Annotated in this window: 16 protein-coding genes; 3 read left to right on the forward strand and 13 right to left on the reverse strand. The window is 43.0% G+C overall.

The window, feature by feature from the left end:
- Positions 1 to 276 precede the first annotated feature (276 nt).
- Positions 277 to 1,314, forward strand: a complete 1,038-nt coding sequence (locus QWZ08_RS05985) for a LacI family DNA-binding transcriptional regulator (RefSeq protein WP_290336344.1) — start codon at positions 277 to 279, stop codon at positions 1,312 to 1,314.
- 195 nt (positions 1,315 to 1,509) lie between these two features.
- Here the strand turns inward: QWZ08_RS05985 and QWZ08_RS05990 are convergent, their stop codons facing one another.
- From QWZ08_RS05990 to QWZ08_RS06010, 5 genes are all read right to left on the reverse strand, one after another.
- Positions 1,510 to 2,817, reverse strand: a complete 1,308-nt coding sequence (locus QWZ08_RS05990) for a gluconate:H+ symporter (RefSeq protein ID WP_290336345.1) — start codon at positions 2,815 to 2,817, stop codon at positions 1,510 to 1,512.
- 26 nt (positions 2,818 to 2,843) lie between these two features.
- Positions 2,844 to 4,010 carry an endo-1,4-beta-xylanase gene (locus QWZ08_RS05995; RefSeq protein ID WP_290336346.1) on the reverse strand — a complete coding sequence of 389 codons (1,167 nt, stop codon included), beginning with the start codon at positions 4,008 to 4,010 and terminating at the stop codon, positions 2,844 to 2,846.
- Positions 4,011 to 4,128: 118 nt separating this feature from the next.
- The gene (locus QWZ08_RS06000) at positions 4,129 to 5,847 is read right to left on the reverse strand and encodes an IlvD/Edd family dehydratase (RefSeq protein ID WP_290336347.1); all 1,719 of its coding nucleotides are present in this window, start codon (positions 5,845 to 5,847) and stop codon (positions 4,129 to 4,131) included.
- 248 nt (positions 5,848 to 6,095) lie between these two features.
- A complete protein-coding gene (locus QWZ08_RS06005; RefSeq protein ID WP_290336348.1) occupies positions 6,096 to 7,637 on the reverse strand; it encodes a SusD/RagB family nutrient-binding outer membrane lipoprotein in 1,542 nt (513 codons plus the stop codon).
- Between the two features lie 12 nt (positions 7,638 to 7,649).
- Positions 7,650 to 10,823, reverse strand: a complete 3,174-nt coding sequence (locus tag QWZ08_RS06010; RefSeq protein ID WP_290336349.1) for a SusC/RagA family TonB-linked outer membrane protein — start codon at positions 10,821 to 10,823, stop codon at positions 7,650 to 7,652.
- Positions 10,824 to 10,992: 169 nt separating this feature from the next.
- Between QWZ08_RS06010 and QWZ08_RS06015 the strand changes: the two genes are divergently transcribed.
- Positions 10,993 to 11,880, forward strand: coding sequence for an AraC family transcriptional regulator (locus tag QWZ08_RS06015; protein ID WP_290336350.1), 888 nt, complete (start codon positions 10,993 to 10,995; stop codon positions 11,878 to 11,880).
- Between the two features lie 9 nt (positions 11,881 to 11,889).
- Complete coding sequence (locus tag QWZ08_RS06020) at positions 11,890 to 13,401, forward strand: gluconokinase (protein WP_290336351.1); 1,512 nt, start codon at positions 11,890 to 11,892, stop codon at positions 13,399 to 13,401.
- A 231-nt stretch (positions 13,402 to 13,632) separates the two neighbouring features.
- Here QWZ08_RS06020 and QWZ08_RS06025 read toward each other — a convergent pair whose 3' ends face one another.
- From QWZ08_RS06025 to QWZ08_RS06060, 8 genes are all read right to left on the reverse strand, one after another.
- Positions 13,633 to 15,159, reverse strand: a complete 1,527-nt coding sequence (locus QWZ08_RS06025; protein ID WP_290336353.1) for an alpha-L-arabinofuranosidase family protein — start codon at positions 15,157 to 15,159, stop codon at positions 13,633 to 13,635.
- Between the two features lie 180 nt (positions 15,160 to 15,339).
- Complete coding sequence (locus tag QWZ08_RS06030) at positions 15,340 to 17,103, reverse strand: alpha-L-fucosidase (protein WP_290336354.1); 1,764 nt, start codon at positions 17,101 to 17,103, stop codon at positions 15,340 to 15,342.
- Positions 17,104 to 17,108: 5 nt separating this feature from the next.
- On the reverse strand, positions 17,109 to 17,936 hold the full coding sequence (locus QWZ08_RS06035) for a sialate O-acetylesterase (RefSeq protein ID WP_290336355.1): 828 nt from the start codon (positions 17,934 to 17,936) through the stop codon (positions 17,109 to 17,111).
- Positions 17,937 to 17,973: 37 nt separating this feature from the next.
- Positions 17,974 to 20,097, reverse strand: a complete 2,124-nt coding sequence (locus QWZ08_RS06040) for an alpha-L-arabinofuranosidase family protein (RefSeq protein ID WP_290336356.1) — start codon at positions 20,095 to 20,097, stop codon at positions 17,974 to 17,976.
- A gap of 41 nt (positions 20,098 to 20,138) precedes the next feature.
- The gene (locus QWZ08_RS06045) at positions 20,139 to 22,070 is read right to left on the reverse strand and encodes an alpha/beta hydrolase-fold protein (protein ID WP_290336357.1); all 1,932 of its coding nucleotides are present in this window, start codon (positions 22,068 to 22,070) and stop codon (positions 20,139 to 20,141) included.
- 24 nt (positions 22,071 to 22,094) lie between these two features.
- Positions 22,095 to 23,396 carry a family 8 glycosyl hydrolase gene (locus tag QWZ08_RS06050; protein WP_290336358.1) on the reverse strand — a complete coding sequence of 434 codons (1,302 nt, stop codon included), beginning with the start codon at positions 23,394 to 23,396 and terminating at the stop codon, positions 22,095 to 22,097.
- A 1-nt stretch (position 23,397) separates the two neighbouring features.
- Entirely contained in the window at positions 23,398 to 24,573 is a 1,176-nt protein-coding gene (locus QWZ08_RS06055; protein ID WP_290336359.1) for an alpha/beta hydrolase-fold protein, read from the reverse strand.
- Between the two features lie 41 nt (positions 24,574 to 24,614).
- Complete coding sequence (locus QWZ08_RS06060) at positions 24,615 to 25,805, reverse strand: alpha/beta hydrolase (RefSeq protein ID WP_290336360.1); 1,191 nt, start codon at positions 25,803 to 25,805, stop codon at positions 24,615 to 24,617.
- Between the last annotated feature and the right edge of the window lie 5 nt (positions 25,806 to 25,810).

Raw genomic sequence — 25,810 nt, forward strand, 5'->3', positions numbered from 1 at the left:
CGGATCTGTTATGTAACCGGTTGCATTAATATTGGCAAAAAGAAACCCAGACTGCTTCCTAAAAATTGTTTTCAGTTACTTATATATTTATACGTCAAACTATACAATTAATCATTTTCCCGCTTAAACATTGCCTGATAAGCCGTTTGTATTGCCAGGGAATGTGACTAACTTTATGCAAAATAGATTTTTTTTTATAAAATGTAACCGATTGCATAAGTTTTTTAAAAATTATATTACTTTAGCAGACAAGCATTTTTTTTATTCCGCTGCAAGATGACAAAAGAAATAACGATTTACGACATTGCCAGAGAGCTCAAGCTGTCCCCTGCCACTATCAGCCGCGGATTAAAAAGCAGTAAAGTAATTAACAAGGGTACGGTTAAAAGAATTTTGGAAAAGGCAGAAGAGTTAGGCTATCGCCATAACAATTTTGCCAGCAGTCTGCGTAAACAAAAGTCGCATACCATTGGTGTACTGCTGCATGAGCTTAACAGCAACTTTATTACTTCCGTATTATCTGGCATTGAAAAAATAACAGCAGAAGCGGGCTATGATATTATCATTGCCCACTCCGGTGAGAGTTATGAAAAAGAAGTATCCAATGTTACCAACCTGTTTCATAAACGGGTTGATGGATTGATTGCTTCTTTATCTTTTACCACAGAAAACCTGGACCACTTTAAACTTTTTTTTGAAAAGAATATTCCTGTAATATTTTTTGACCGGGCGGATGAAAATAGTGACAGCACGCATGTTATAATAGATAATTATAAATGCGGGTATACGGTAACACAACACCTGGTTGAGCAAGGTTGTAAACGCATTGTGTTGCTTACTTCCAACTTAAAAAGAAATGTGTATGCCCAGCGCCACCGCGGTTATGTGGATGCTTTGTTTGATGCCGGCATTCCATACAATAAAAAATTGGTAATGATAAAAGATCTGGGCGAAGAAAGTGCGGTTGCAGCGGCTCATGAAATTTTAAAGATGAAACCCAGGCCTGACGGACTTTTTGTAACAAACGATTTTAAAGCAGCAGTTTGTATGCAGGAATTGAAAAGAAACGGTGTGAAAATTCCGGAGGATATTGCCATTGTGGGTTTCAATAATGACGCCATCAGTAAGCTTATCGAGCCACAGTTAAGCACGGTTAATTACCCCGGCAAAGACATGGGAGAAATTACTGCAAGGAACCTGGTTAATCATTTAAAAGGAGAAGGCAATATAGCTACTACAAGAAGAATTATAGTAAAGTCAGATTTAATTATCAGGGGATCTTCCTTGCGAAAAAAAGTACATCTGCCTTTGTAGCAGCGCATTTTTTTTAACTGATAGCGGGATTTTCGTCTTCGGTAGGATTTGATGGCTCATTACAAAAATATGTCTAAACTACCGGCGTTGTATAGAAGCTGGGGCAATATCGCACACCTTTCAAAAGCTTTCTTACACTACCGGCTTCTTCAAACCAGCTCAATTCAATCTTCAAAAGAATAATGTTGCAGCTAACTAAATAAACAGATTCAATATCAACACGCCTATCAACCCCAGGATGGAAATACCTGTTTCCATTACAGTCCATGATAAAAATGTTTGCTTTAATGAAAGGCCAAAAAACTCTTTGAACATCCAAAAACCGGAGTCGTTGATGTGCGACCCAAATACGCTGCCTGCACCCACCGCCAGCACCATTAGCTCAGGAGATACCACACCCGATGCTACCAGCGGTGTTACCACGCCGGCCGCAGTAATACCTGCCACTGTTGCAGACCCTATTACCACCCGTAAAAAAGCTGTAACAGCCCATCCGAAAATTAACGGTGGCATCAGCCATTTGCTGCTGAACGATGCGATGTATTGATCGGTGCCACTATCCTGCAACACCTGTTTAAAAACACCCCCTGCTGTGATAATGAGTACAATCAGTGCAATTCCCGAAATTGCTTCGCTGAGCCATTGCATGGTTGTTTGCATTGTATTACCTCCACGTAAACCAAACTGCCAGATGGCGAGCAATACCGACAACAACAAAGCAATGGTAGGGTCACCCATAAATACCAGTATTTTTTTAGGCAGCTGGTCAGGTAAAAACTGGTTGGCTATTACCGCCAGCGTGATCAATATAACAGGTAACAATCCGATGATAAAACTTGGAAAAGCGGCAGGTAATTTTCGCTGTGCCCTGTCACCCGACAGGAATAAAGAATTTATTGTTACTTCTATCCCTTTTAATAAACGTCCCAGTAAAGGTCCGGCAATGATCACAATGGGTATAGTAATGATGAACCCGTAGATGAGTGTTTTCCCCATGTCTGCTTTAAACGCATTCACTAAAAACACCGGACTTGGGTGAGGCGGAAGAAAGCAATGCGTGGTTGATAAAGAAGCCGCCATCGGAATGGCCACATACAATAAAGAAAGTTTTGCTTTCTGCGCAACTGAAAATACGAGTGGCACCAATATTACAAACCCTGCATTATAATACAGCGGTATACCAATGAGGAAACCGGTGAGCAGGATAGCCCACTGGATATTGTGTTGACCGAAACTGTTGATGAGTGTAGTAGCAATTTTTTCTACAGCACCACCGGCTTCAAGAATTTTACCCAATATAGCACCCAGGCAAATGATCAGCGCCAAACCGCCCAATGTATTGCCAACGCCTTTTTCAAGCGATTTGATCACCTGCATCGGTTCCATACCCAGCAAGAGTCCTGATAGAATGGCTACAATAAGCAGGGATAAAAACGGACTTACTTTTTTATAGGTTAGAAATATCTGGAAACAGATGGCGCTAAAGATGACAAGTAACTGCATGATATTTTGTTTGAAGAAGCTGGGTATTATTTCAGTCTGCCTGGCACACCAAGAACTGCAGTGAATGCAGGTTTTGGTTGCCTGTTGCGATCCCACAAAGAAGGATAATTGGTACGGCTGGGTATAGGATAATCATTCTTCCAGTTCATTCCATCGTGGACACCCCACAATGTAACTCTGGCAATCTTATCTCTCCTTTTATAAAAAATACCAAAGAGTTCTGCATAACGCTTCGCCAAAATGCTTTGTATACTATCCGGTAATCCATTGGTATACGGGTCAAGAAATGTCTTGAACTCTTCCAGCTGAAATTGTTTGTCTGCCATCCCCTGTCCAATGATTTGCCCTTCTTTTGTTAAAGGCAATACATCAACATCCAGCTCTGTAATCATCACCTTGATGCCACATGCTGCATATGCATCAATAGCGGCTTCTATGTAAGAAGTCTTAGGATAGTTCAAACCCCAATGGCCCTGCATTCCTACACCGTCTATCCGGATGCCTTCTTTTTGCAGCATCTTTACCATGCGTACAATACCGTCCCGTTTGGATGGGCGCCATGCATTAAAATCATTGTAGTATAATTCGGTACCGGGTGCAAACTCGGCAGCAAATTTAAAGGCATACTTTACCAGGGTATCGCCATTACCAATAGCATTTACCCACGCCGTTGAGCGGTAGCTGCCATCGTTATCAATTACTTCGTTTACTACATCCCAAGCATGCACCTTGCCTGCATACCTGCCGGCAACCATTTTAATATGGTTGCGCAGCTGTTCAAGCTGTTCTTCTCTGGAATTTGGTTTGCCACCAGCGTTGGTAAAAAACCAGGCTGGCACCTGGTTGTGCCATACCAATGTGTGGCCAATGATGAACATGTTGTGCTGTTCACCAAATGCAACAAATGAATCAGCCGGGGCAAAATTAAACACGTTGGGCTGCGGATTTATTAATGCCGCCTTCATGGCGTTCTCCAGCGTGATGCTGTTAAAATGTTTTACAACAATATCCTGTGAGACTTTATCTGCTCCGGAAACAATCGGGCCGTTCACTGCGACACCCATCAGAAATGCCTCTTTATAAACATCTTTCAAATTCCGGGTAGCCATTGTAAATGCAGTTACTTTTTTCGTATTACTGCAACCGTTTAAAAAGAAAGTGCCTATGAGTAAAAGAAATGTATTTTTTTTCAAAATATAGCTTTGTATGTTTGAACTGTACTCTATGCATTGCAAAGAAACTGCTTATTATTGTACAACATTTCCCAACTTGCCGGTTTCATCAATACCAGTGCTGATTAACTGGATGCGGTTAATGCGAATCTCTTGTAACAGCAGAACCCGAACTTCCTCTTAAAAAATCAAGATCGGCACCCTTATCAGCGCCCATCACACTTTTGATATACAAACTAACGTATCCCCTTTGCGTGGCAGCTTTGGGTGCCACCCATTGCGACTTTCTTTTTGCCAGCTCCTCATCAGACACGTGCAGGTGCAGTTTGCGTTGTGATACATCCAGCTCAATCAAATCGCCGTTTTGTACCAAAGCCAAATTACCGCCAATAGCAGATTCAGGAGACACATGCAAAACAGCAGTTCCGTAAGCGGTGCCACTCATTCGGCCGTCAGAGATGCGCACCATATCTTTAATCCCCTTTTGCAATATTTTTTTAGGCAAAGCCATATTGCCCACTTCAGCCATGCCCGGGTAACCGACCGGACCAACATATTTCAATACCATCACACAGTTTTCATCGATATCCAGATTTGGATCATCAATTAACCGATGGTATTCTTCTATACTTTCAAACACTACTGCACGGCCGATATGTTTCATCAGGGCCGGCGTAGCAGCCGACGGTTTTATGACAGCGCCGTTTAATGCCAGGTTGCCTTTTACAACAACACAGCCACCCTCAGGAAGTAATGGCTTTTTATAGGTGCTGATTACGTCGTGGTCGTAGCAATCTGTACTGCCCGCAATATTTTCGTGATGATTTTTTCCGGTAACAGTAACTACATTTCTATGCAGCAGTTCTTTTAATTCGTTGAGTATTACCGGGAGGCCACCAGCGTAATAAAAATCTTCCATCAGGTATTTGCCCGATGGCATCAGGTTTAGCAACAGGGGGATTTTACTGCCCAGGGTATCAAAATCTTCCAGCGTAAGTTCAACCCCGATTCTTCCGGCAATGGCCATCAGGTGTATAATAAAATTGGACGAACCTCCAACAGCCGCATTCACTTTAATGGCATTTTCAAAGGCTTCCCTGGTGAGAATTTTATCAATGGTCAGGTTCTCTTTTACCATTTCAACAATTCGTCTTCCGCTCAACTGGGCCATTACTTTTTTTCTTGAATCAGCAGCCGGAATTGCAGCGGCTCCACTCAATGTAAGACCCAACGATTCTACCATGCATGCCATTGTGGAGGCTGTACCCATCGTCATGCAATGGCCGATACTCCTGCTCATACAGCTTTCGGCATGCTCACAATCTTCCTGTGTCATCTTTCCCGTCTTCATGTCTTCATCAAACTTCCAAACATGCGTTCCGCTGCCGATTGTTTGTCCCTTGTAGCGCCCGTTTAGCATGGGGCCGCCGGGTACAACAATGGTAGGCAGACCAACACTCGCAGCACCCATTACAGTAGAAGGTGTTGTTTTATCACAACCCGTCAGCAGCACCACGCCATCCATTGGATTACCCCGGATGCTTTCTTCCGCATCCATACTGGCAAGATTTCGGAACAGCATCGCTGTGGGTTTTAGCAAGGTTTCACCCAAACTCATAATGGGAAATTCTACCGGAAAGCCGCCGGCTTCCAGCACACCGCGTTTGACAGATTCTGCATGCTCACGGAAATGGGCATTGCAGGGCGTTAGTTCACTGAACGTATTGCATATTCCTATTACCGGGCGGCCATCAAACATGTCTGTTGGCATACCTTCATTCTTCATCCAGCTGCGATAAAGAATGCCGTCCTTGTCTTTGCGGCCAAACCAATCGTGGCTTCTTAATTTCATGCTCATTTCCTGTAGTTTACTTGTTTTAAAACTGTTTCATACGGACTGTTTGAAAAGCCTCTGTTTGTCGGTTAGCTCAAATGATGATTCCTTAGTCAGTTGCATTTGCCATCTGTAAATGTGTTGCAGCAGGTCAGGCTGCAGCGTCTGAACCCAGGTATACATCATCTGCTTAATTACGGGACTAAAAAAACCTCTTGTAAAAACAAGAGGTCTGATCTTGTCGTCAAAACTAACTGCATATGAGAAAATAATTATTGCTTGTCCCACCACACCCGGGTACTCAACACATCAGGCCCCTGGCTGCTGATGGCGGCATTTACCTGTTGCGTATTAACCGAAATCTCTGAGGTAGGATAGGTAAGCCGCCTGATAAATGTTCCGTTCGGTACATCCGGATTACTGGGCTGACCGTAAGGGTTAGGCGTTAAAGCGGGATATCCGGTTCTTCTAAAATTGGCAAAGGCCTCGGGCCCGTTTAAGAAAGAGGATATCCAATATTGTGTATTGATTTGTTGCAACTCGGTGCCGGCAACCAGCGGATGGTTGGTTACAAAAGTATCCCTTGCAGCAGCTGAAACAGCGGTGGTGGCATCATATAATGCCATCTGGTCCATGTGTGCACGAATTCCATCTGAAAAATATTGGTCTGCAGTTCCGGTTGTTATCCATCCCCGGAAATTGGCTTCCGCCATCAGTAATAAATTCTGCGAAGCGGTGACTAAAAAAGCAGGCGTAGTCACTTTTAAAATTCTCCTTCTGTCTGCCTGGCTGTAATCGTAAAAGCTGGCTAGCCCGTCGGCAGTGGCTTGTGCAGGCACGGTTCCGTTGTCTTTCCCCATTGGCATACCAATTTGTACGCTGTCCTTTGTAACCCCGGCACCAGCCGTTTGGTCGTTGCCGGATTTAGCGCCTACATATCGCACCGCGATCGCTGATAATCTTGGATCGCCGGTATTTTTTAACTGATCTACAAAAGGCTTAGCCAAATAGAAATTCGCCGCTTCAGAGCCATTTAAACCGCCCCCGATAGGATGCGTATAATTGGCATCATGCCTTATGGCGGCATTGTCTGCATTGCTGGTAATTACACCTGCAGCAATGGCGGCCGTTACTACAGCCTGCGCTTTGGCAGCATCCACTTTAACCAACCGCATACCTGCTCTTAACAAAAGCGAATTGGCAAATTTTTTCCACTGGTTGATATTACCTGCATACAATAAATCTGCAGTTTCAATAGTACCGGTTGTGCTTAAGGCTGCACCGGCTTCTGTCAGTTCTTTTATGATATCATTGTAAATGTCCTGTTGTTTGTCATACGCAGGAAAGAAAATCTGGTCGGTAAACCCGGCACCACCTTGTGAATAGGGAATATCACCATACTCATCTGTTAAAATCATAAAGGAAAATGCCTGGTAAATACGGGCCATGTTGTACAGGTTAGCTCTCGCGGGAAGATCTTTTGTTTTTACAATTACATCATGCGTGTACTTGATTACATTTTGATAATACACGGCCCACACCGGCTGAGTAGTTACGTCCCGGCTGTCCTGGTTAAAATTGGCGCCCGCCAATACGCCGCCGTTGGGGCTGACCATTTGCTGTACAATGCCAATATCAAACACCAATGTTTTAAAAGGAAATGACGAGCTTACTATAGCCTGGTTTAAAAGCAGCGAAGGCTCCAGCGTTATAGGATTTACCTTGTTCTTATTGAGGTCTTCCAGGTTTTTATCGCAGGAAGAAAAGATGAGCAGGAAAATCGTCGCTATTGAAAATTGAATGATATGCTTCATAATTTTTCTGAATTAGAATTTAATATTTAAGTTGATGCCAACGCTCCGGGTGGTTGGTAATCCCGGCGATTCAAGTCCTACATTATTATCAGATGCAAAACCAAAACTTTCGGGATCAATATTGTCAACCCATTTTTTTATGATCAATACATTGTTGGCAACCAGGTCTAGTTTCAATCCTTTGATGGGCCATTTTGCCGGAATTAATTTTGTAAGATCATAACCCAGGCTGAGCTGTCTCAGTTTCCAGTAACCTGCATTGTAAATAACTGATTCAATAATCTGCTGGCTTCTTAAGTGTTCCCAGTAAGTTTGTACAGGCGCAGCTTTTGTGTTTTGCTCGCCTGTTTGGGTTACCCCTACGCCAACCACGCCACCTTCCCTGCCTTCCAATGTGCGCATGTGCAATCCATGCCGGATAGCATTGAAGTTGGTTCCACTCAACATTTTTCCTCCAAGCTTGTAATCAATAAATACAGCAAGTGAAACCCCTTTGTAATTAAAAGTATTCAGAAAGCCGCCGGTCCATTTTGGCAAAGCGCTTCCAAACAAAACAAATGCGGAGGTGCGCAAAGGCAAGCCGTTAGACTGGAAGATGCGCTGGTTGCCTTTTGTGGCATCCGTAGCATACCCAAATCCTGCAATCTGGCCCATTTCTTCTCCTACTACTAATCTTGTTTCACCATTAAATACGTGCGTGCCGGTTGTAATTCTTTCTCCCGGCTTGTCGGTTAAAATACTAAGCACTTTTGTTTTGTTGTATGCGGTATTGGCCGTAAAGTCCCAGCTAAAATTTTTCTGCCTGATAACGCCGAGTGTCAGCAATGCTTCAAAACCCTCGTTACGGCTTTTGCCACTGTTGATCCTGGTATTGATAAAACCTGACGCGTCTGAAATTTGTGCTGGTACAATCTGGTCTTTGGTGATTTTTCTGTACACAGAAAAATCAACCGCCACCCGGCTGTTAAACATTTTCAACTCAATCCCTGCTTCTGTTTCAGCAGTACGGCTTGGCCTTAAATTGGGATTCGGTAATACATTGCCACTGGTACCAAGTGATACGGGCGTGCCGGACGGATTATTAATCAAATTGGCATTTACCGTATAAAATAATTGATCCGCATAAGGCGCCACATCACCATCACTACCCACTTCAGAATAACCCAATCTTACTTTTCCAAAACTTAACCATGGAATGCTTTTAAGCGATTCCGAAAACACGTAGGCACCGGAAACAGATGGATAAACAATGCTTCTGTTAGCCGCGGATAAAGTAGAGAACCAATCATTTCTTGCAGTGGCTGTAAGGTATAACACTCGTTTCCACGATAAATCCGCCGACCCATACAATGAGTTTACACCAGATTCAGTCAATGAATACACCGGGTCTTTTGCACGACCATTCTGCACAGTATACAAACCACGTACTACAAAATCGGTCACCTGTACATTATTAATATTTCTTGTTTTGCGCATTTGATTGCCGCCTCCGGTTAGGGTTGCACCAAAATCACCAAAGGTTTTATTGGCTGTTACAAGAAAGTCAAGATTGGCTTCCCTGAAGCGATATGACTCCTGTGTATAAACACCATTTACAAAACCTGCCGGTGCCGGACCGCGTGATGCCTGGCCGGTTGGGAAATTATTTACGTCTTCATCACGGCTCCAGTAATCCTGGCCAAAGCGCCCCATAACAGAAAGCCAGGGCAATATTTTGTAGGTAGCTGAAACGTTGCCAAAAATCCTGTCCCGTTTTATATTATGAAACTGCTCGGCCAATGTCCAGTAGGGATTGGTACGGTTGGCAAATCTTGAATACGTATACTCGTTACCTGTAGCAGGATTGTATTTGTTGGCATTCAGTACGCTGAGTGGCATTGTGTTGGCCATAGCCATTAACGCAGTTGGTATGGTATTATCCTGGTTGGCAATACTTGGCGGGTTGGTGTTGACTTCGTTTGTGTAATTGATATTACCCGACACATTGAACCGGTCAGTAAAGTTTTGTGTAAAGCCAAGGTTAATTCCCTTTCTGTCAAAAGTATTGTTGGGTACAATGCCTTTGTTATTGGAGTTTGACAAAGAAAGATACAAACCACCTTTATCTGTCGCAGTAGAAAAATTCACCGTGTTGGACAGGTTTTGCCCGGTCCTGTAAAACTCTTTGATACGGCTACCCTGCGCCACATACGGCACATCTGGTGTATTAAATAACGTGTAAGTCATGCCCGGCGTTATTTTTTCTCCGAAAGACCATTGACCCGAAGTTGGATTGGGAGAGGTTGGCCTCACTCCGTTCTCTCCCTGGCCATATACTTTTTGGTAATCTGTAAAATCAAGCGGCGTATCATTGGTATAATTAACGTTATAGGAAACGCCGATGCCCTTATTTTTTGCTTTGGTTTTTGTAGTGATCATGATTACACCATCCTTTGCACGTGAACCATACAAAGCCGCAGCAGGACCACCTTTCAGTACCGTCATGCTTTCAATATCATCAGGGTTAATGCTGGATAAACCATCGCCACCATCGGCAGTAACACCACCACCTTTTACACCGGCAGATGCAGCGTCATTAAAATTGGTATTGTCAACAGGCACGCCATTGATAACAATCAACGGACTGTTGGTACCATTGATAGAAGACTGGCCGCGAATGCGGATTTTTGAAGTACCGCCAGGACCCGTACCCAGGCTGGAAATATTTAACCCCGCCACCTTTCCCTGCAAGGCATTTAACGGGTTGGCAGTCCGGTTTACTGTAAGCTGGTCAGGACTAACCGAAGTGGCGGCATATCCCAGTTTTCTTGCTTCTTTCCTTATACCAAGGGCGGTAACTACCACTTCATTCAGGGCCTGGCCATCAACAGTTGTTTTCATTGCAACAGTCAACTCCCGGGTTGCGTTGGTTACTTTTACTTCTGCAGGCTGATAGCCAACATAAGTAAATACAAGTGTGGCGCCTGTTTTGGCTGCAACAACAAACTTTCCCTGCGCATCGGAAGATACACCTGCAGAAGTGCCTTTTACAGTTACAGAGACATTTGCCAGTTTTGCACCCTGTTCATCTGTAACTGTCCCCGAAATTGTTTGCGCCATTAATGAATAAGAAGGAAGCAGAATAAAAAGTAAACACGTAAGTTTACCAAACATAGCTCCGGCAAAGGAGCGCTTTGTTTTTTTCATAAGCAAAATGTTTTAAGCAATCGTTGTGATGGAATAATTCTGAAATAAAATCAATGCAAGATATAAAGCTGCTGTTGCTAAAACTTCCAATAACAAACGCCGGGGTATTTTGTACAACCGGATAATAATTTTTACCTTTCTTTAGTATCTGATTATTCATTAAAAAACGATGCTTCAATTTCTTTACCAGCAGGGTGCTGCTTCAAATCTTAACCTGTTTCCGCATATACTGGAATTGAGTGCAAAGAAAAATGCTTCTATACAGCTGCAGTCTTTTCCCGAGCAGGTTGTAGAAGGGGTATGCATTTATTTTATTAACGAAGGCCGGTTTGAATGGAAAATAAATGAGCAGCCACATGTGCTGTTTCCCGGTGATGTTGTGTTGATTTTACCCGGACAGAAATTTGGTAATGAAAAAGGGATTCTTGACCTGGGGTGCATTACCTGGATGCAGGTAAAATTTCAAAAATTGGAAAGCGGTGAACTGGTACCTGGCAAATGGAGCGGCTTGAGTGATCATGAAAGTATGGCAGTAGGGAAGTTGCTCACGCTGAACAGTAACCCGGTATTGTCTAAATTAAATGATGCGGGTAGAATACTACATAGCATTGCTTACGAAATTCACCATCATGAACTTGGCTTTGTTACCCGTATTAACCAAATGATTGATGAATTGCTGATCACCATCACAAGGCAACTCACTAAACAAAATAATCCACCAAGAGATTTTCCGAAAGTGTTTATGAACCTTGAAGCTTCCCTTCGTAAAGATCTTTCTCATCAATGGTCGGTGGAAGAGATGGCAGCCATTGCAGGCATGGGTACCACGCTTTTTAACGAAAGGGTTAAAAACTTCACTGGTTTTACGCCCATTAATTACCTCATCAATATCCGCATTTCTGAGGCCATTAAATTGTTAAAAAAGAAGGACGTAAGCATTACTGATATTGCGCTGGATACGGGCTTCTATTCATCGCAACATTTTTCAACCACCTTTAAAAAACTAACCGGCTATACGCCGGGTGAGTTTAGAAAAAATAACTCTTATCACGAATAAATTGTTTTTATGAAGTGTATCATCACGATCGAATTGGGCACCAACGCCGTACGAATTTTCGCGTTTGATTTAAATGGAATAGTCATCGGCAGTATGAAAGGATTTTATCCCACTTTTCATTCGCAGCCCGATTACAGTGAACAGGATCCGGAACAGATATTTATTACCATGCTGTATGTGCTGAAAAATTTGCTGAATGAAAAAATACATCCCAAAAAATATAAAGTGGCGTCTATCTGTTTCAGCTCATCTATGCACAGTATGCTGGCGGTTGATAAGCATGGTGTACCGCTTAGCAATGCTTTTACCTGGGCTGATAACAGGGCAAAAAATGAGGCGAAGGAAATACGTGGATCTGCATTGGCAGATGCAATTTATGATAGCACAGGCACTCCCCTGCACCCCATGTCCCCGATGCTGAAGATTGCGTGGATGAAAAAGAATGATGCAGCAACCTTTAAACAGGCAGGTAAATTTTTATCCATCAAATCCTATGTAATTTATCAGCTAACGGGCGAGTACCTTATTGACTATAGCCTGGCCTGCGCCACCGGGATGCTGAACATACATAAAATTGCCTGGGAAAAACAGGCGCTCGATTTTGCTGGTATCACCCCGGATAAATTACCCCAGCTGGTACCGGTATTTGCAAGTGCCGGCACATTAAAAAAAGCCTATCAAAATTCATTAGGGTTAAAAGAGGAGATAAAAATACTGGTTGGCTCCAGCGATGGATGTATGGCAACGCTGGGGGCCGGCATCTGGAACAGTAATAAAGCTACCATTACAATTGAAGACAGCAGTGCCGTAAGAGTGGTAGGCAACAAAATGCTGCATGATGAAAAAAAACGGGTGTTTAATTATTTAATTACAGAAGATTGTTTTGTAAGCGGCGGCCCCAGCAATAGCGGTGGTGGCATCTTTGAATGGTTTGCCAAACAGTTCGGCGATTTTACTACCGCATACGATATCGAAAGCTGCATGAACAACCTGTTGCAGGAAGCAACAAAAGTTGCAACCGGCTCCGAAGGCATATTATTTTTACCTTACCTGCTGGGTGAAAGAGCCCCGATATGGAACCCTGATGCAAGAGCCATGTACTTTGGCATCAATATCAAACACGAACGCCAGCATTTTATAAGAGCTACCATTGAAGGCATATTGTACGAAATTTACAGTATTGGAAAAATGCTGAATGAGCACAGAAATATCAGCAGCCTTTCTGTGAACGGCAGTTTTGCCACCATACCTTTTTGTGCCCAAATAATCAGCGACATGTTTAATAAACCCGTAGATGTTACCAAGAATGCCAACAGCGTAAGCATTGGTGCATTTTTGCTGGCTGCAACCGACATGGGCATCTTTAAATCGCTCGATGAAGCTGCCAGCCAGATAGAAGTGGGTGAACGCTATTCACCGGCAGAAAATAACCATAAAATTTACATGAAGTATTTTGAAATTTTTGAAAGTCTCACCAACAAGCTGGGTGATGAATTTGAAAAAATCGCGGCGCTGCAGTAAGAGTAAGCCGTATTGATTTTGCAGTCGGCTGATAAATGCACAAACATTTTCATCTTCCATTGTTGGCTGACTGGTTTGTATACCTGGTTAATTTTTTACAGCCAGAAAATAGAAATAATAACAAATGCGAGCGCATACACCCTGGCTTCGATGGCCTGATCCTTTCTAATCAGCCTTGCGGGTGGGCTTAAAAGCACACTACCGGTTGTATAGCATTTTCTTTATGCAGGATTACTTTCTTTTCAGCATCACTTTTACTTGAGTAAAAGAGTGAGGCGGAAAATTACAGGTTAATTTATTGTTCTTTGTTTCTATACTGGTTTTTGCCGGTTCATATTCCTGTTGTTTGTCAAAAGCAAATGCTTCCTGCATGTCTTTGCCGGTTATAATACTGGCCTCTGCTTTGCCTGTAAACTCTCCCGAAGTATTCACTATATCTGTTGTAATGGCTTTATCCCTATGGCGGTTAACCACATTAACAAAAACGGCATTGGCCTCTTTTGAAAAAGTAGTGGACACATCCAGGTATGCCATCCCCTTGTATTTTTCTGTATTAAAAGTATCGCACTCCACGTAGGTATCTACCGCAGTACCCAGGCAGTTGTTGGAGTAAGCTTTGAAAATGTAGAACAACGGAGATTTAAACGTTCCCTTTTTAGGATCACTTGACAACAGGGAGGTGAGCAAAGTGAAGTTGGACATTTTTACCACCTCCGCATGACGTATAAATGAATTGAAGGATTGCGCCACGGGTAAAACGCTCATGAAGTTTCTTCCAAAAGCTCCCCATTCATCAACAGAAATATAAATGGGATTTTTAAATCCCTGCGTGTTGGATACCGCTTCAATTTCACCGGAAGTAATTTTTATCCTGTCGTCAAAAATCTTAGCGCCGTCGCCCATGTGCGTATAATAGTCAGGCGAATTTTCCCAGTAACTATGTATAGAGAGGTATTTAATTTTATCGCCAATACCATATAATACTTTACGGTTCCAATCGTCCCACGCATTTTTACTATACCAGGAAGATCCGCAACCTACCAGCTCAATGCTGCTGTCAACGGCCCGCATTGCCTTTGCAGCTTCCCTTGCCACTTCAATATAATCTTCTGCATTCTTATGTCCCAGTTCCCATGGCTTTCCGTCCACTTCATTTCCCAGGTCCCAAATCTTTACTTTATACGGTGCAGGATGACCGTTCTTTGCACGCAGGTCGGAGTAGTAGGTTCCTTTGGGATAATTGCAGTATTCCAGCCAGTAGGCTGCATCCTGGATGGTACCCAGGCCAAGATTAACGGCCACCACATTTTCACTACCGATCGATTTGTTCAATGCAAACCATTCATCTGTTCCTACATGGTTATTATCAATACCGCCCCAGGCCATATTAATTCGTGCAGGGCGTTTTTCTTTGGCACCAATCCCATCCTGCCAGTTATACCCCATTAAAAAATTACCGCCGGGCCAACGCATATTGGTCACCTTTAATTCACTCATCGCTTCAATATAATTTTTCTTAAAACCGTTTTCATCCGCTAAAGGCGAAGCAGGATCGTAAATGGTTCCATAAAGCGTATTGATTTGGGGAGAATCAGGCAAACCTCTTCTGCCGCTTATCTGGATAGGCTCCATAAATACGCCGTAAATTTTAGGATCAATCTCTCCCATGCTTCTTTCAGGATCAATTTTAATCTTTGCAGTTTGTGCATGGAGTAATATGGGTATTGTCAGAAGAACTACGGCAAGAATCTTTTTCATGTTGGTAATATTTACGCTGAGATATTTTTTCTTAAAAATGGTTACCTCTTCTTACCAATTGTAATTGGCGGAACGCTTTTATTGAAGTGGCCAAATCAAACGCTTAACTGCCTGTCCCGCCACCCACCTATTTTTCATATCAAATTATATTGCTTACTGCATACAGGTATGCTGGCATATTTAATCTACTTTAAAAACAATAGAAGTTTCAAATGGCATAGTTGCCGGACATGTAATGTAAAGTCCATCACTTTCCTGCTTCCATTGCAGTTTGCCTTTGTAACCCAGCAGTGTAACATTTTTTACAGTTTTACCCGGGAAACCCGCTGCTGCACCAAGCGATTTTATTTTTAATTGAGTGCCTGGTGCAGGCACGTTCATACAAAATGCATACAGCGCATTGTTTTTGCCGATTGTAAAACGGAAGTCGTGCTCGTCAAACTTAAACTCAGCCTGTCTTTTAGTCAATCCGCCACCAGGCAACATTTTTAGTTTGCCATCAACTATTGCTCCTTCGCCCGGGATAGTCCATGCACGGCTGCCGTAAACAGATTCACCATTCCTTCGCATCCATACGCCTACTTCTTTCAGCATTTTTAAACTGCCTGCATCTAATGAGCCATCAGGTAAAATGGAAATACAAAGTGCCGCATTGCCATCCCTTGCTATTGCTTCAATAACATACCGGATCATCATACCTGAATTATAAGTAAAGCCGGGAGCATAAAACCAATCCCCAACAGGAGCTTCTGCAATCCATGTTTGATCTGTATTTATTTTCTCAGGTACGCCAAACTCTTCTGTATTTACAGTGCCATTTGTTTTGTTGCGGAATTTTACAATGCTGAAAGTATTAACTACTCCACGACGCTTCAGCGTACGGTTGTAGAAGTCGGCTATTACATGCTGCATGGCATCTGCTTTCAGCCCGGTACCAGTTCCATCCCCGGTGAATGGCCCCTGCACGGTACCGTCTGTATAAATAAAATCAGGATCGTAATGCTCCACAACATCCATCATTCGCAAAGCCCAGTTTTTTGCATACCATTTTCCATACTCCAGGTGATTGGAAAATATACCTGCAGGTGGGGGTGACCATGGGGAATGCGCATTTTTATCTACCCCATCATACTCCCGCAAATCAATACCATACAGCATCCGGGGATCATACCCTTCCCACCATTTTCCTTTGCCGTCCGCCAATGTAAGATTACCGTCGTAAGGCATTCCTTTCCTGTCTCCTGAAGTGTCGCTGCCAAAAGCTGTTTGCCACCACCACCATGTGTACTCGTGATGAAAGGTTACGCCAAACCGCATACCGTCTGCACGGCAGGCTTTCGCCCATTCACCAATCAAATCTCTTTTAGGACCGATGTTGACGGAGTTCCATGGTTGATATTTTGAATTCCACATATCATAATTATCGTGATGCACACCTTGTATCATCAAATATTTTGCACCTGCATCCCGGTATATTTTAGTGAGTTTGGCAGGATCCAATTTTTTAGGATTCCAGTCACGCAATACTTCTTTGTAACCCACTTCAGAAGGATGTCCAAATTTTTTGAGGTGATTTTTATTTGCCAGTGAGCCCTGCACATACAGCTTGCGTGCATACCAGTCACCGCTTTGCCCGGCAGACTGCGGACCAAAGTGAACCCAGATACCAAACTTGGCATCCCGTAACCACTTTGGAGAACCTGGATAATTTTTTTCAATAGATTCCCATGTTGGTTCGTAAGGGCCGGGTGCAATCGGAATATCCAATTTCATTTCAGGAAAGGATTTTGAATCGCCCATTTGCACGCTATTAATTGGCTTTGCCTCCGGAATAGCAGGCATAGGATTTTTATCCTGCGCATGCAGGAATAACTGCGCTGCAAAAAAAACGAGAAAGAAAAATATAGATCTACTACAGGCTTGATGGTTACATTTATTTTTCATGATGATTATTTCATTAATGATAACATTTTTTCTGCAAACCTTTTACCCAACTCTTTATAACCTTCTGCATTGAAATGTAAATTATCCGCTGCATCAGCACATCCTGCAGATGAAATGACACATGAGTGCTTAATTGTTTGAGGCAACGTTGCAATGATCTTATTCATTCCTGCACAAATGCCACCCTGGTCAGCATTCACCGTTTCGCCTGCAAGCAGTGGCACCTGCTTTGCTTTGAGATGTAAATCTTTCAATAGATTCTCATACACTACTTTTACTTTTTTTGTCCATAAAGAATCATTGGGGTTGGATTCTCCCTGGTGCAACAATATACCTTTGATTACGCCGTCTTTCTGCGCCAGCTTCGCCATTTCCACCAACCTTGCATAAGGATTGCCGTCATATTCTTTTATCATGCCCAGCATCCATGACGGAGCCGTAGCAACATAAGACTGATAGTTATCTTTATCAAACAATTCAATTTTGCAACCGCCAACAGATACGTTAATGATACCGACCCTTACATCCTTTGGTAAATTGGCCACCATTGTTCTCCCAAAAAAATCGGTAAGCGTTAAACCGGTGTGGCAGCGGCATAACGGCGGAATGGCGGTATACCATTTCCCCTTTGTCCGGTTAAGATCAGGACAGTCTACTGCTTCCATTACTTTAAAGCGGCTGTCTACGCCAACTGTATCTTCTGGCCTTACGGGTGCATTGCCTTCCATATTGGATTGGCCAAAGGCGAGGAAGATGTAAAAATTTTTATCCTGAGAAAAGGAAGCGAAGGCCGGCAGGAAAAAAATGGCTGACAGAATAATTTTATTTTTCATGTTTGTTTTAGCCGGTCTTGATTAGAAAATAATTTGCTTATTTAGCTACCTGCAATTGTAACACACTTACCGAATATGGCTCCAGTATTCTTTTAAACTTAGATGACACCCCTTTTATTTTTGAACTTACCGGCACAATTTTTTCAGGCTCCGTAATGGTATTTGTATCTTGCGGCCTGGCACTTGTAATGACATACATTGTTGCATCAGGCAACACTTTAGTAACGCCATTCAGGTTAAAATTAACCGGTTGTTTTTTGCCGGTTGTGTTGACAATTTTAATAAAGAGGTCGCCTGTTTTTTCATCCGCTGTTGCGCTGTAAAAAACAGTCGGTACCTGGATAGCAACTTTTTTTCCTTCCGTGCTGTCTTGTTTGGTCAGTGGTTTTGGTTGCGTTGGAATATTAGTGGCGGTAATGGATACAACCTTATCTCCCAATAAGTTTCCGAATAATTTTTGAACATAGTAAGATGGAGAACCATAACTGTTTAATGCATCGTAGCCAATTAAATCAGAATCCCATTGCCATGCTTTGGGAGCAGTGGATGTGGCTTTGTTTACATTTACAAATAGTGGTGCATAGCAAGACATGATGATCAAATCTGCATTCCTTTCCATGCCGGTCATCCAGGCTGCATCGCCTAATGCAGCGTTTAAATTCGTTGTTGGTGCACCTTCTCTTGTTGCCCATTCACCAACAAATATTTTTGGCCCATTGCGGTCGTACTTGTCATATTGCGAAGCGTTCTCCCACATTTCCCAGGAGTTGCGGTAGTAATGTTCATCCACCACCTCCGGCTTCTTATCCCCGGTTATTTTCAGGTCTGGATATTGTGTTTCAGCAATGGTAGAGATCACATGCAGTGATGGGTATTTTTTTTCAATCGCTGCCCTAAATTGTTTGAACCTTCCATCATAACTATTGGTTCTGTCAAACCAGTCCTCGTTGCCTACTTCAATATACTTTAATTTAAAAGGTGCCGGGTGCCCGTCAGCGGCACGTTTAGCGCCCCAGTAAGTATTTACATCCCCCGTCACGTATTCAATTTCATCCAGTGCATCCTCTACATATGGTTGTAACAGCGGGCCAGCATCCACATGATCACCCTGCAATGAATAACCTGCATACACAGCCAACAGTGGCTCTGCACCTATGTCTTCACACCATTGTAAAAATTCCAATAGTCCTAAACCATCAGAAGCACGGTAACCCCAGGAGCCTTTATGGCCGGGCCTTTGCTCCAACGGACCCAATGTGGTTTTCCAGGGAAAGGCATCCGTAATCATTGGGCCTTCCAAATAATTTCCACCCGGGAAACGCAGGAATTTTGGTTTCATATCGGCCATCATTTTTATCAACTCTGGTCTGAAGCCATTGGGCTTATTATGATAGGTTGGTGGAAACAATGAAACCAAATTAAAATAATACTCCCCCACCCGATCTGTTGTAATTACAAACCTTGCATCTGCGGTAGGTTTTGCATCCGCTTTGGTGGTTAGTGTAACTTCATATTTTTTCCAGAAAATACTTTTTGCAAGGTTGATCGTTCCGGAAGCATACACTGTTTTTCCATCATTGCTTTCAATGGAAACTGTAATTGGACCCGCTGCGTTGTCTGCAATGTCTGGCAGGGACAGCGTAGAGGGTTTCGGTTCCCAGGGCCAGCGAAAGGGTTCTGTGCGGCCCGTACCTTTTATGTAAAGTGAAGCGTTATAAGTGGTAGAAGGTTTTACGGGTATGCCCCAATAACCTTCATTGGCGATACCAACACGACCTGCTGCTTTTTCAACCGTAAGCCTTAAGCAGGTGGAGAGTGCCCCGTTGATGGCATGGCGACGCTCATCATAAGGGATATGCTCTTCGTTGGTTGCCATCAGCTTTATTGCCGCCACAGAAGCAGAATCATTTCGAACGAGGCTCCAGGCTTCCGGCGTAGTTTTGTTGTCTTTAAATATCCTGTTGCGGATTAACTCGGCATATAAGCCACCATCATAGGCATGATTGATTTCCTCTGTCATCAGCCCATACAACATGGGACTTACATTAGCACCGGGCTTTGTAAAATCTAAGTTTAAAGTGGGGGTTTGTGCAATAGCTGAATGGAAATTGATAGCACAAAAAACACATATCATACCTGTTTTGAGCATTGATTTTTTCATGAAAAGTCTTTTTCTTAAAATAAAATAATTGGCAACGTTTTTTACCTGAATAATACCTGTGCAAAATTGTACAGGTTGTTTCTCCACACCGGCCAGGTATGCCCGCCCGGGTATTCGCTGTATTTATATTTAACACCCATCTCATCAAACCTGCCCAGCATGATTTTGCAATTCTTGTAAGCGATGTCTTCGGGGCCGCCCATGGCAATCCAGAAGTTTTTTAAATTACTGTTGATAGAAGATGCATGCTCTTTCATAAAAGTATACTGTGGCTCTGCAAGCGAAGGTTGATTAGCCCACCAGCCGGAACTAAATACACCGAGGTAGGCAAACTGATCTGTATTTTTTAAACCTGCGTACAATGTTTGCAAACCGCCCATGGAAAGGCCTGCAAGCGCTCTATTACTGGCACCTGTTTTTGTCCGGTAATTTTTATCTACAAAGGGCATCACATTTTCTTTCAATTCGTTTTCAAAAGATTTTAATGCGGCTTCTCCAAAGCCGGCAATGCCGCCGCCGGTTCCATAAAAATTGCCATCAACCATTACTATCAGCATCGGCGTTGCTTTTTTATCAGCAATTAAATTATCTAAGATCATGTCTGTTTTTCCCTGTGTTGCCCAGCCTCGTTCATCTTCGCCGCCTCCATGCAACAGATATAACACAGGATATCTATCTGCCGTGGCTGAATCATAACCCGGTGGAGTGTAGATATAAAATTGCCTCCATGAAAAAGTGTTTTTTGAAAAATATTTTTTGATCCTTATATCACCGTGCGGTACATTTTTAGTTGAATAATAATCGCCGCCGGCAAAAGGAATTTCAATGCCACTTGCCATTCTGCCCATGCCATAAAAAGTTTCACTTGCAGGATCGGCCACCGCCACGCCATCTATCAGCAACGAATAATAATGAAATCCTTCGCTCACAGAATCGGTTGTCACTGTCCATACACCGGCTGTATCTTTTACCAGGTCGTATTTTTTTGCCAAATCAATTTGTACGTTTTTTGCGTCTGGTGCTTTAATGCTAAATAGTACCCTGCTGTCTGAAGTTACCTGGGGGTATTTTGCATTGCGGATATTGGTTGCCGCAGGTGCACCAGCCACAGGATATTTTGAAAACGTAGCGGGATCAACCGGTTTGAAGATCAATTGTGAAAACATGAACAAACCATTCTTCCAAACTTTAAAATCATGTACGCCGGGTTCGATAAAATAGATATGTGGAACGCCATACTGCCGGAGGTAATCGTGTGTTCTTTTACTGAATGAGATCAAGCCATCGCTTGCACCGCAAGAAATAAAAAGCAGTTTAATTTTCTGTTTGGCAGCTTCGGGGTCAGGCAGCAGTTCTTTTGGTGGCTTTGTATTGGGGGCTGAGGAGAAGCCGCCGATCCATGCAAATTGATCAAGGTTACCAAGCCCAAAATTGAGTGATTGTCCGCCCCCCATTGATAAGCCCGCAATTGCTCTATGCTCCCTGTCTTTAAGCACAGGATACCTTTTTTCAATGAATGGTATCACATCATTCAGTAAATCTTTTTCAAAGGTTGCAAAAGCCTGTACCCTCGGTGCTTCAAAAACATTGCCACCAGCACGGTCATCTTTCATGGCCCTGCCGTTTGGCATCACCACAATCATCGGTTCTATTTTTCCATCGGCATATAAGTTATCCAGAATCACTTGGGGTGTGCCACCGTTCAGCCATTCTTTTTCATCGCCGCCAATGCCGTGCAATAAATATAAAACGGGATATTTTTTATTTTTAGCAAAGCCGGGTGGAGTATAAATGATCGCTCTTCTTTTTGTACCAACTGTTTTGGACGGATAAGTTATCGTATCAATTTTACCGTGCGGTATGTTTGTACGGGCTGTATCAAATCCAAACTGTGCCGCCTTTACAGGCTCCTGTGCATTTACATATTGAAACAACAAGCATAACACTGTTGCGGCTGCCAACATTTTTTTCATATTGCGTATTTACTTTTCAAATTATTATTTCGGTGTTATTACCTGGTATTTTCCACCCAGGTGCATCAGGCTGAAAAGATATAGCAATCCATCATAATAAGGATCAAAATATCCATCTTCATAAGGTTCCAGTTTTGAGTTCCATAATTCATGTACAAAATCTAAACCGGCTTTATCTTTTGTGATCATTGCTGTGGTAGCTGCCGTTCCTACCAGGCCGATAGAATGTCTTAGTTTTTTAAAGCCGCCTGCCTGCAATATTTCAGTCGGTGTGGTGCCATCTGTATTAAACTGGTCTTCAAATTTGCTGATGCCTTTTGACCGCAAAAATTGCTGAATCTTTTTTGCATAGTCTTGCTGCCAGGCTTTGTCTTTAGCAAACCATGTATAATCCATTGCAATATTCATTGGCACACGCCATGAATCATAGCGGAATCCTGCAGGCATCCACGGAGCTACGTGTATCGCACCGGAAAACTCTGCATAATCAGGACTAAGCCCCGTCACTGCGTCGCATGTACGATGCAGAAAGGCACGGGAGGTATCGGCGCAATCTTTATAAAATTGTTCGTGCCCATCTTTTGCATATAAGGCCCATATTTCGTAAAAAGCCGGCAAATGATAAGAAGGATCAGTCCAATTGTAATTGTCTCTTTCGGGTGTAAAACTTATTTGCTTGTGTGCTGTATTGATGATATTGTGTATGCCGCCTGTGCCATCTTTCTTCCACATGGCATCCAATATCTTTCTTGCTTTTGCGTAGTAATTGATACCGGTAGCATTACCCCAACGGTTAGACGCAAACAAAAGATCCGTGATAAAATATAATTCTCCATCCGATGCAGTGCCTTCAGAATTTTTCTTCATGCTTTCCGGGTTAATACTCCAGGCAAAGTAACCCTTTGACGGGCCATCAGGATGCTGCAAATATTTTTCACTCCATCTCCAAATACGATCAAATACCTCTTTCTTATTCAACTGCACAGCTATCATCATTCCATAAGAGAGTCCTTCTGTTCTTGCATCATGGTTCTTGATGTCTGATACATAAGCCATGCTGTCGCCAACCTCAAAGTACACCTTGTTGGGGCCTTCAAAAATATCATGATAGGCTTTTTCAACTTTTTGATCAATAGCTGCTTTGCTATACCCCGCATCAATAAAAATGTTCTCGTATTTGCCGGATTGAAATGCAGCTGTGTTTTTGCCTGTGTTTTTTTTCTGCGCCACCGTAACGGAGGTAATTAGAAGAGACCCGGCTGTAAATAGTAGCAACATCAAATAACCACGATAAAAAGAAGTGTACTTAAGATATTTTTTTTTCATTTTAGTCTTTAAAAACTAATGATGCAAACTGCTGCAAGTCCCTTCTCCAGGTTAGCCATTCGTGCGCTGTTTGTGGAGATTCATAATATACATGCTTAATACCCTGCTTATCTAACATAGCCCTGAATGCACCAACGGATCCCGGAAATGGATTGGGTTCTTTAGTGCCAAGCCCAAGAAAAAATATCTTCACCTGTTTGTTGAATGCTTCCCCATCTTTAAATTTTCCATCCATGAATGTAGCAGGATCAATGGCTTCGGTTGAAGGGTAATTTGCAGTACCACTGAATCCGCCGAAGAAAGAAAACTTGCCCAGGTTATTCATAAGGATGCGTACAGTTTGATTGGCACCCATCGAAAGGCCTGCGATTGCCCTATGTTCACGGTTGGTAATCGTTCTAAATTTGGTATCTATCATCGGGATAATTTCATTCACCATCACTTTTTCAAATGTTCCGAAAGAAGGCATTCTTTTGTTTGCAGCTGCTGTATCCTGTGGCACATATGCATAACCGTTATCCATTACAATTATCATCGAAACAGCTTTTTTATCAGCGACGAGGTTATCAAGAATTAAGTTGGCTTTTCCCTGGGTTGCCCATCCTGTTTCATCTTCAAAGCTGCCATGCTGCAGGTATAAAACCGGGTAGCGTGTTTTGCTGTTTTCGGTGTATCCGGCAGGCGTATACACAAAGCACCGCCGCCAGGCATTGGTAATTTTGGAGAAATAAATGTTTTCACTCAACAGCCCATGGGGTACATCTTTCAGTGCAAAAAAATCCTGGTCACTGGCTGGAATTTCAATACCACTTCCCCAGCGGCCGGCACCGTAAAAACAGAGGCTTCCGGGATCGGGTACCGAAGCACCATCAATATTCAATTGATAATAATGAAAGCCTTCATCCTGTGGCATGGATTCACCGGTCCAAACACCCGTCTCATCTTTTACCATGTCATACTTTTTGCCGCCAATATCAAGCTGAACCTTGAGTGCCTGTGGTGCTGCAATGCTTGCCCTCACCTTTCCGCCGGCAGTCACTTGTGGATATTTTTTGCCCGGCTGGTTGGTGGAGGCAGGTTTAAAGTCATCGGCAGCCGTGCCATTGCCGGCTTGCGCTATACAGTAGTGACTAAAAAAAGTCACCGCTAGCATTATGAGTGTGTGTTTGTACTTCATCTAACAGTTTTACAACCAATTAAAATTAACAGGAGTTTTTTTTACTTAAACAGAAGTGGCGCAAGTTCATGCAGGCTTCTTCTCCAGGTAAGAAATTCATGAGCAGTATTTTCTGAGATATAAGACACGGCGTTGATGCCTGCTTCTTTCAAAGATTGTACTGAGCTTTTTACGGCATCAGGTCTCTCCTTGCTTCCGCAACTAAGAAAAATCAATTTTACTTTTGATTTATCCTTTATTTCTTCGGGCGTGTAAGTGCCGCCGCTAAGCAGCGCATAGTAAGAAAAAGCATCCGGCTTGTTTATAGTAATGGTATGGGTTTCCATGCCACCCATTGACAAGCCTGCCATTGCACGGTTTTCCCGGTTAGCCATTGTGCGGAAGTTTGCATCCACGTAAGGAACGAGTTCATCCAGCAATACTGTTTGAAACGGTACAATACTGAACTCTTTTATATGCCCCCATTTCACTTCATTGGTCATGCCATAAGTCATTACAATAATAAATGGCTTTGTCTTGCCTTCGGCAATCATATTGTCCATGATGAGGTTGGCGTGCCCCTGGTTACTCCATGCCGTTTCATCCTCGCCCCAGCCATGCTGCAGGTATAAAACAGGGTATTTTTTTCCTTTGTCTTTTTCATAACCTGGTGGCGTGTATACAAATGCACGCCGTGATGTTTTGGTACTTGCAGAAGGAAATAATACCTGCTGAACATTACCATGCGGAACATCTTTCAATGCATAAAAATCCTGGTCATGCGCCGGAATTTCTATGCCGCTTTCCCAACGAACGGAACCATAAAAATTCAATGCGCCGGGATCATTGAACTTCCCTCCATCAATGTTCACGTTGTAGTAATGAAAGCCTTCATCCATTGGTCCCTCAGTTGTACCCATCCAGGAACTATCTGCCGCTCTCGTAAGTTTTGTACCCCCTCTTCCACCAAGCCCAAGACTTACCTTTACGCTGTCTGCGGAGGGCGCTACTATTTTAAATCTTGCATACCCCTGAGAATTTACCTGCGGATATTCCTGCCCCGGCTGGTTGAGGGTGGAAGGCTTAAAATCTTCTGTGACTGTTGACTGGGCTGCACAACTTCCCCCAAGCAATGCAGTTGCCACAACTATGGCCAATGTTTTGCAATTCGCTTTAACTACTTCCCTAACTGTAGCATATGCAAGCCTGCTGATTGCGTGCGGTAAAAAACCGGTGGAGATAATTCTTTTCATATTTG

Source organism: Ferruginibacter paludis, from assembly GCF_030409685.1.
Lineage (GTDB): Bacteria > Bacteroidota > Bacteroidia > Chitinophagales > Chitinophagaceae > Ferruginibacter > Ferruginibacter paludis.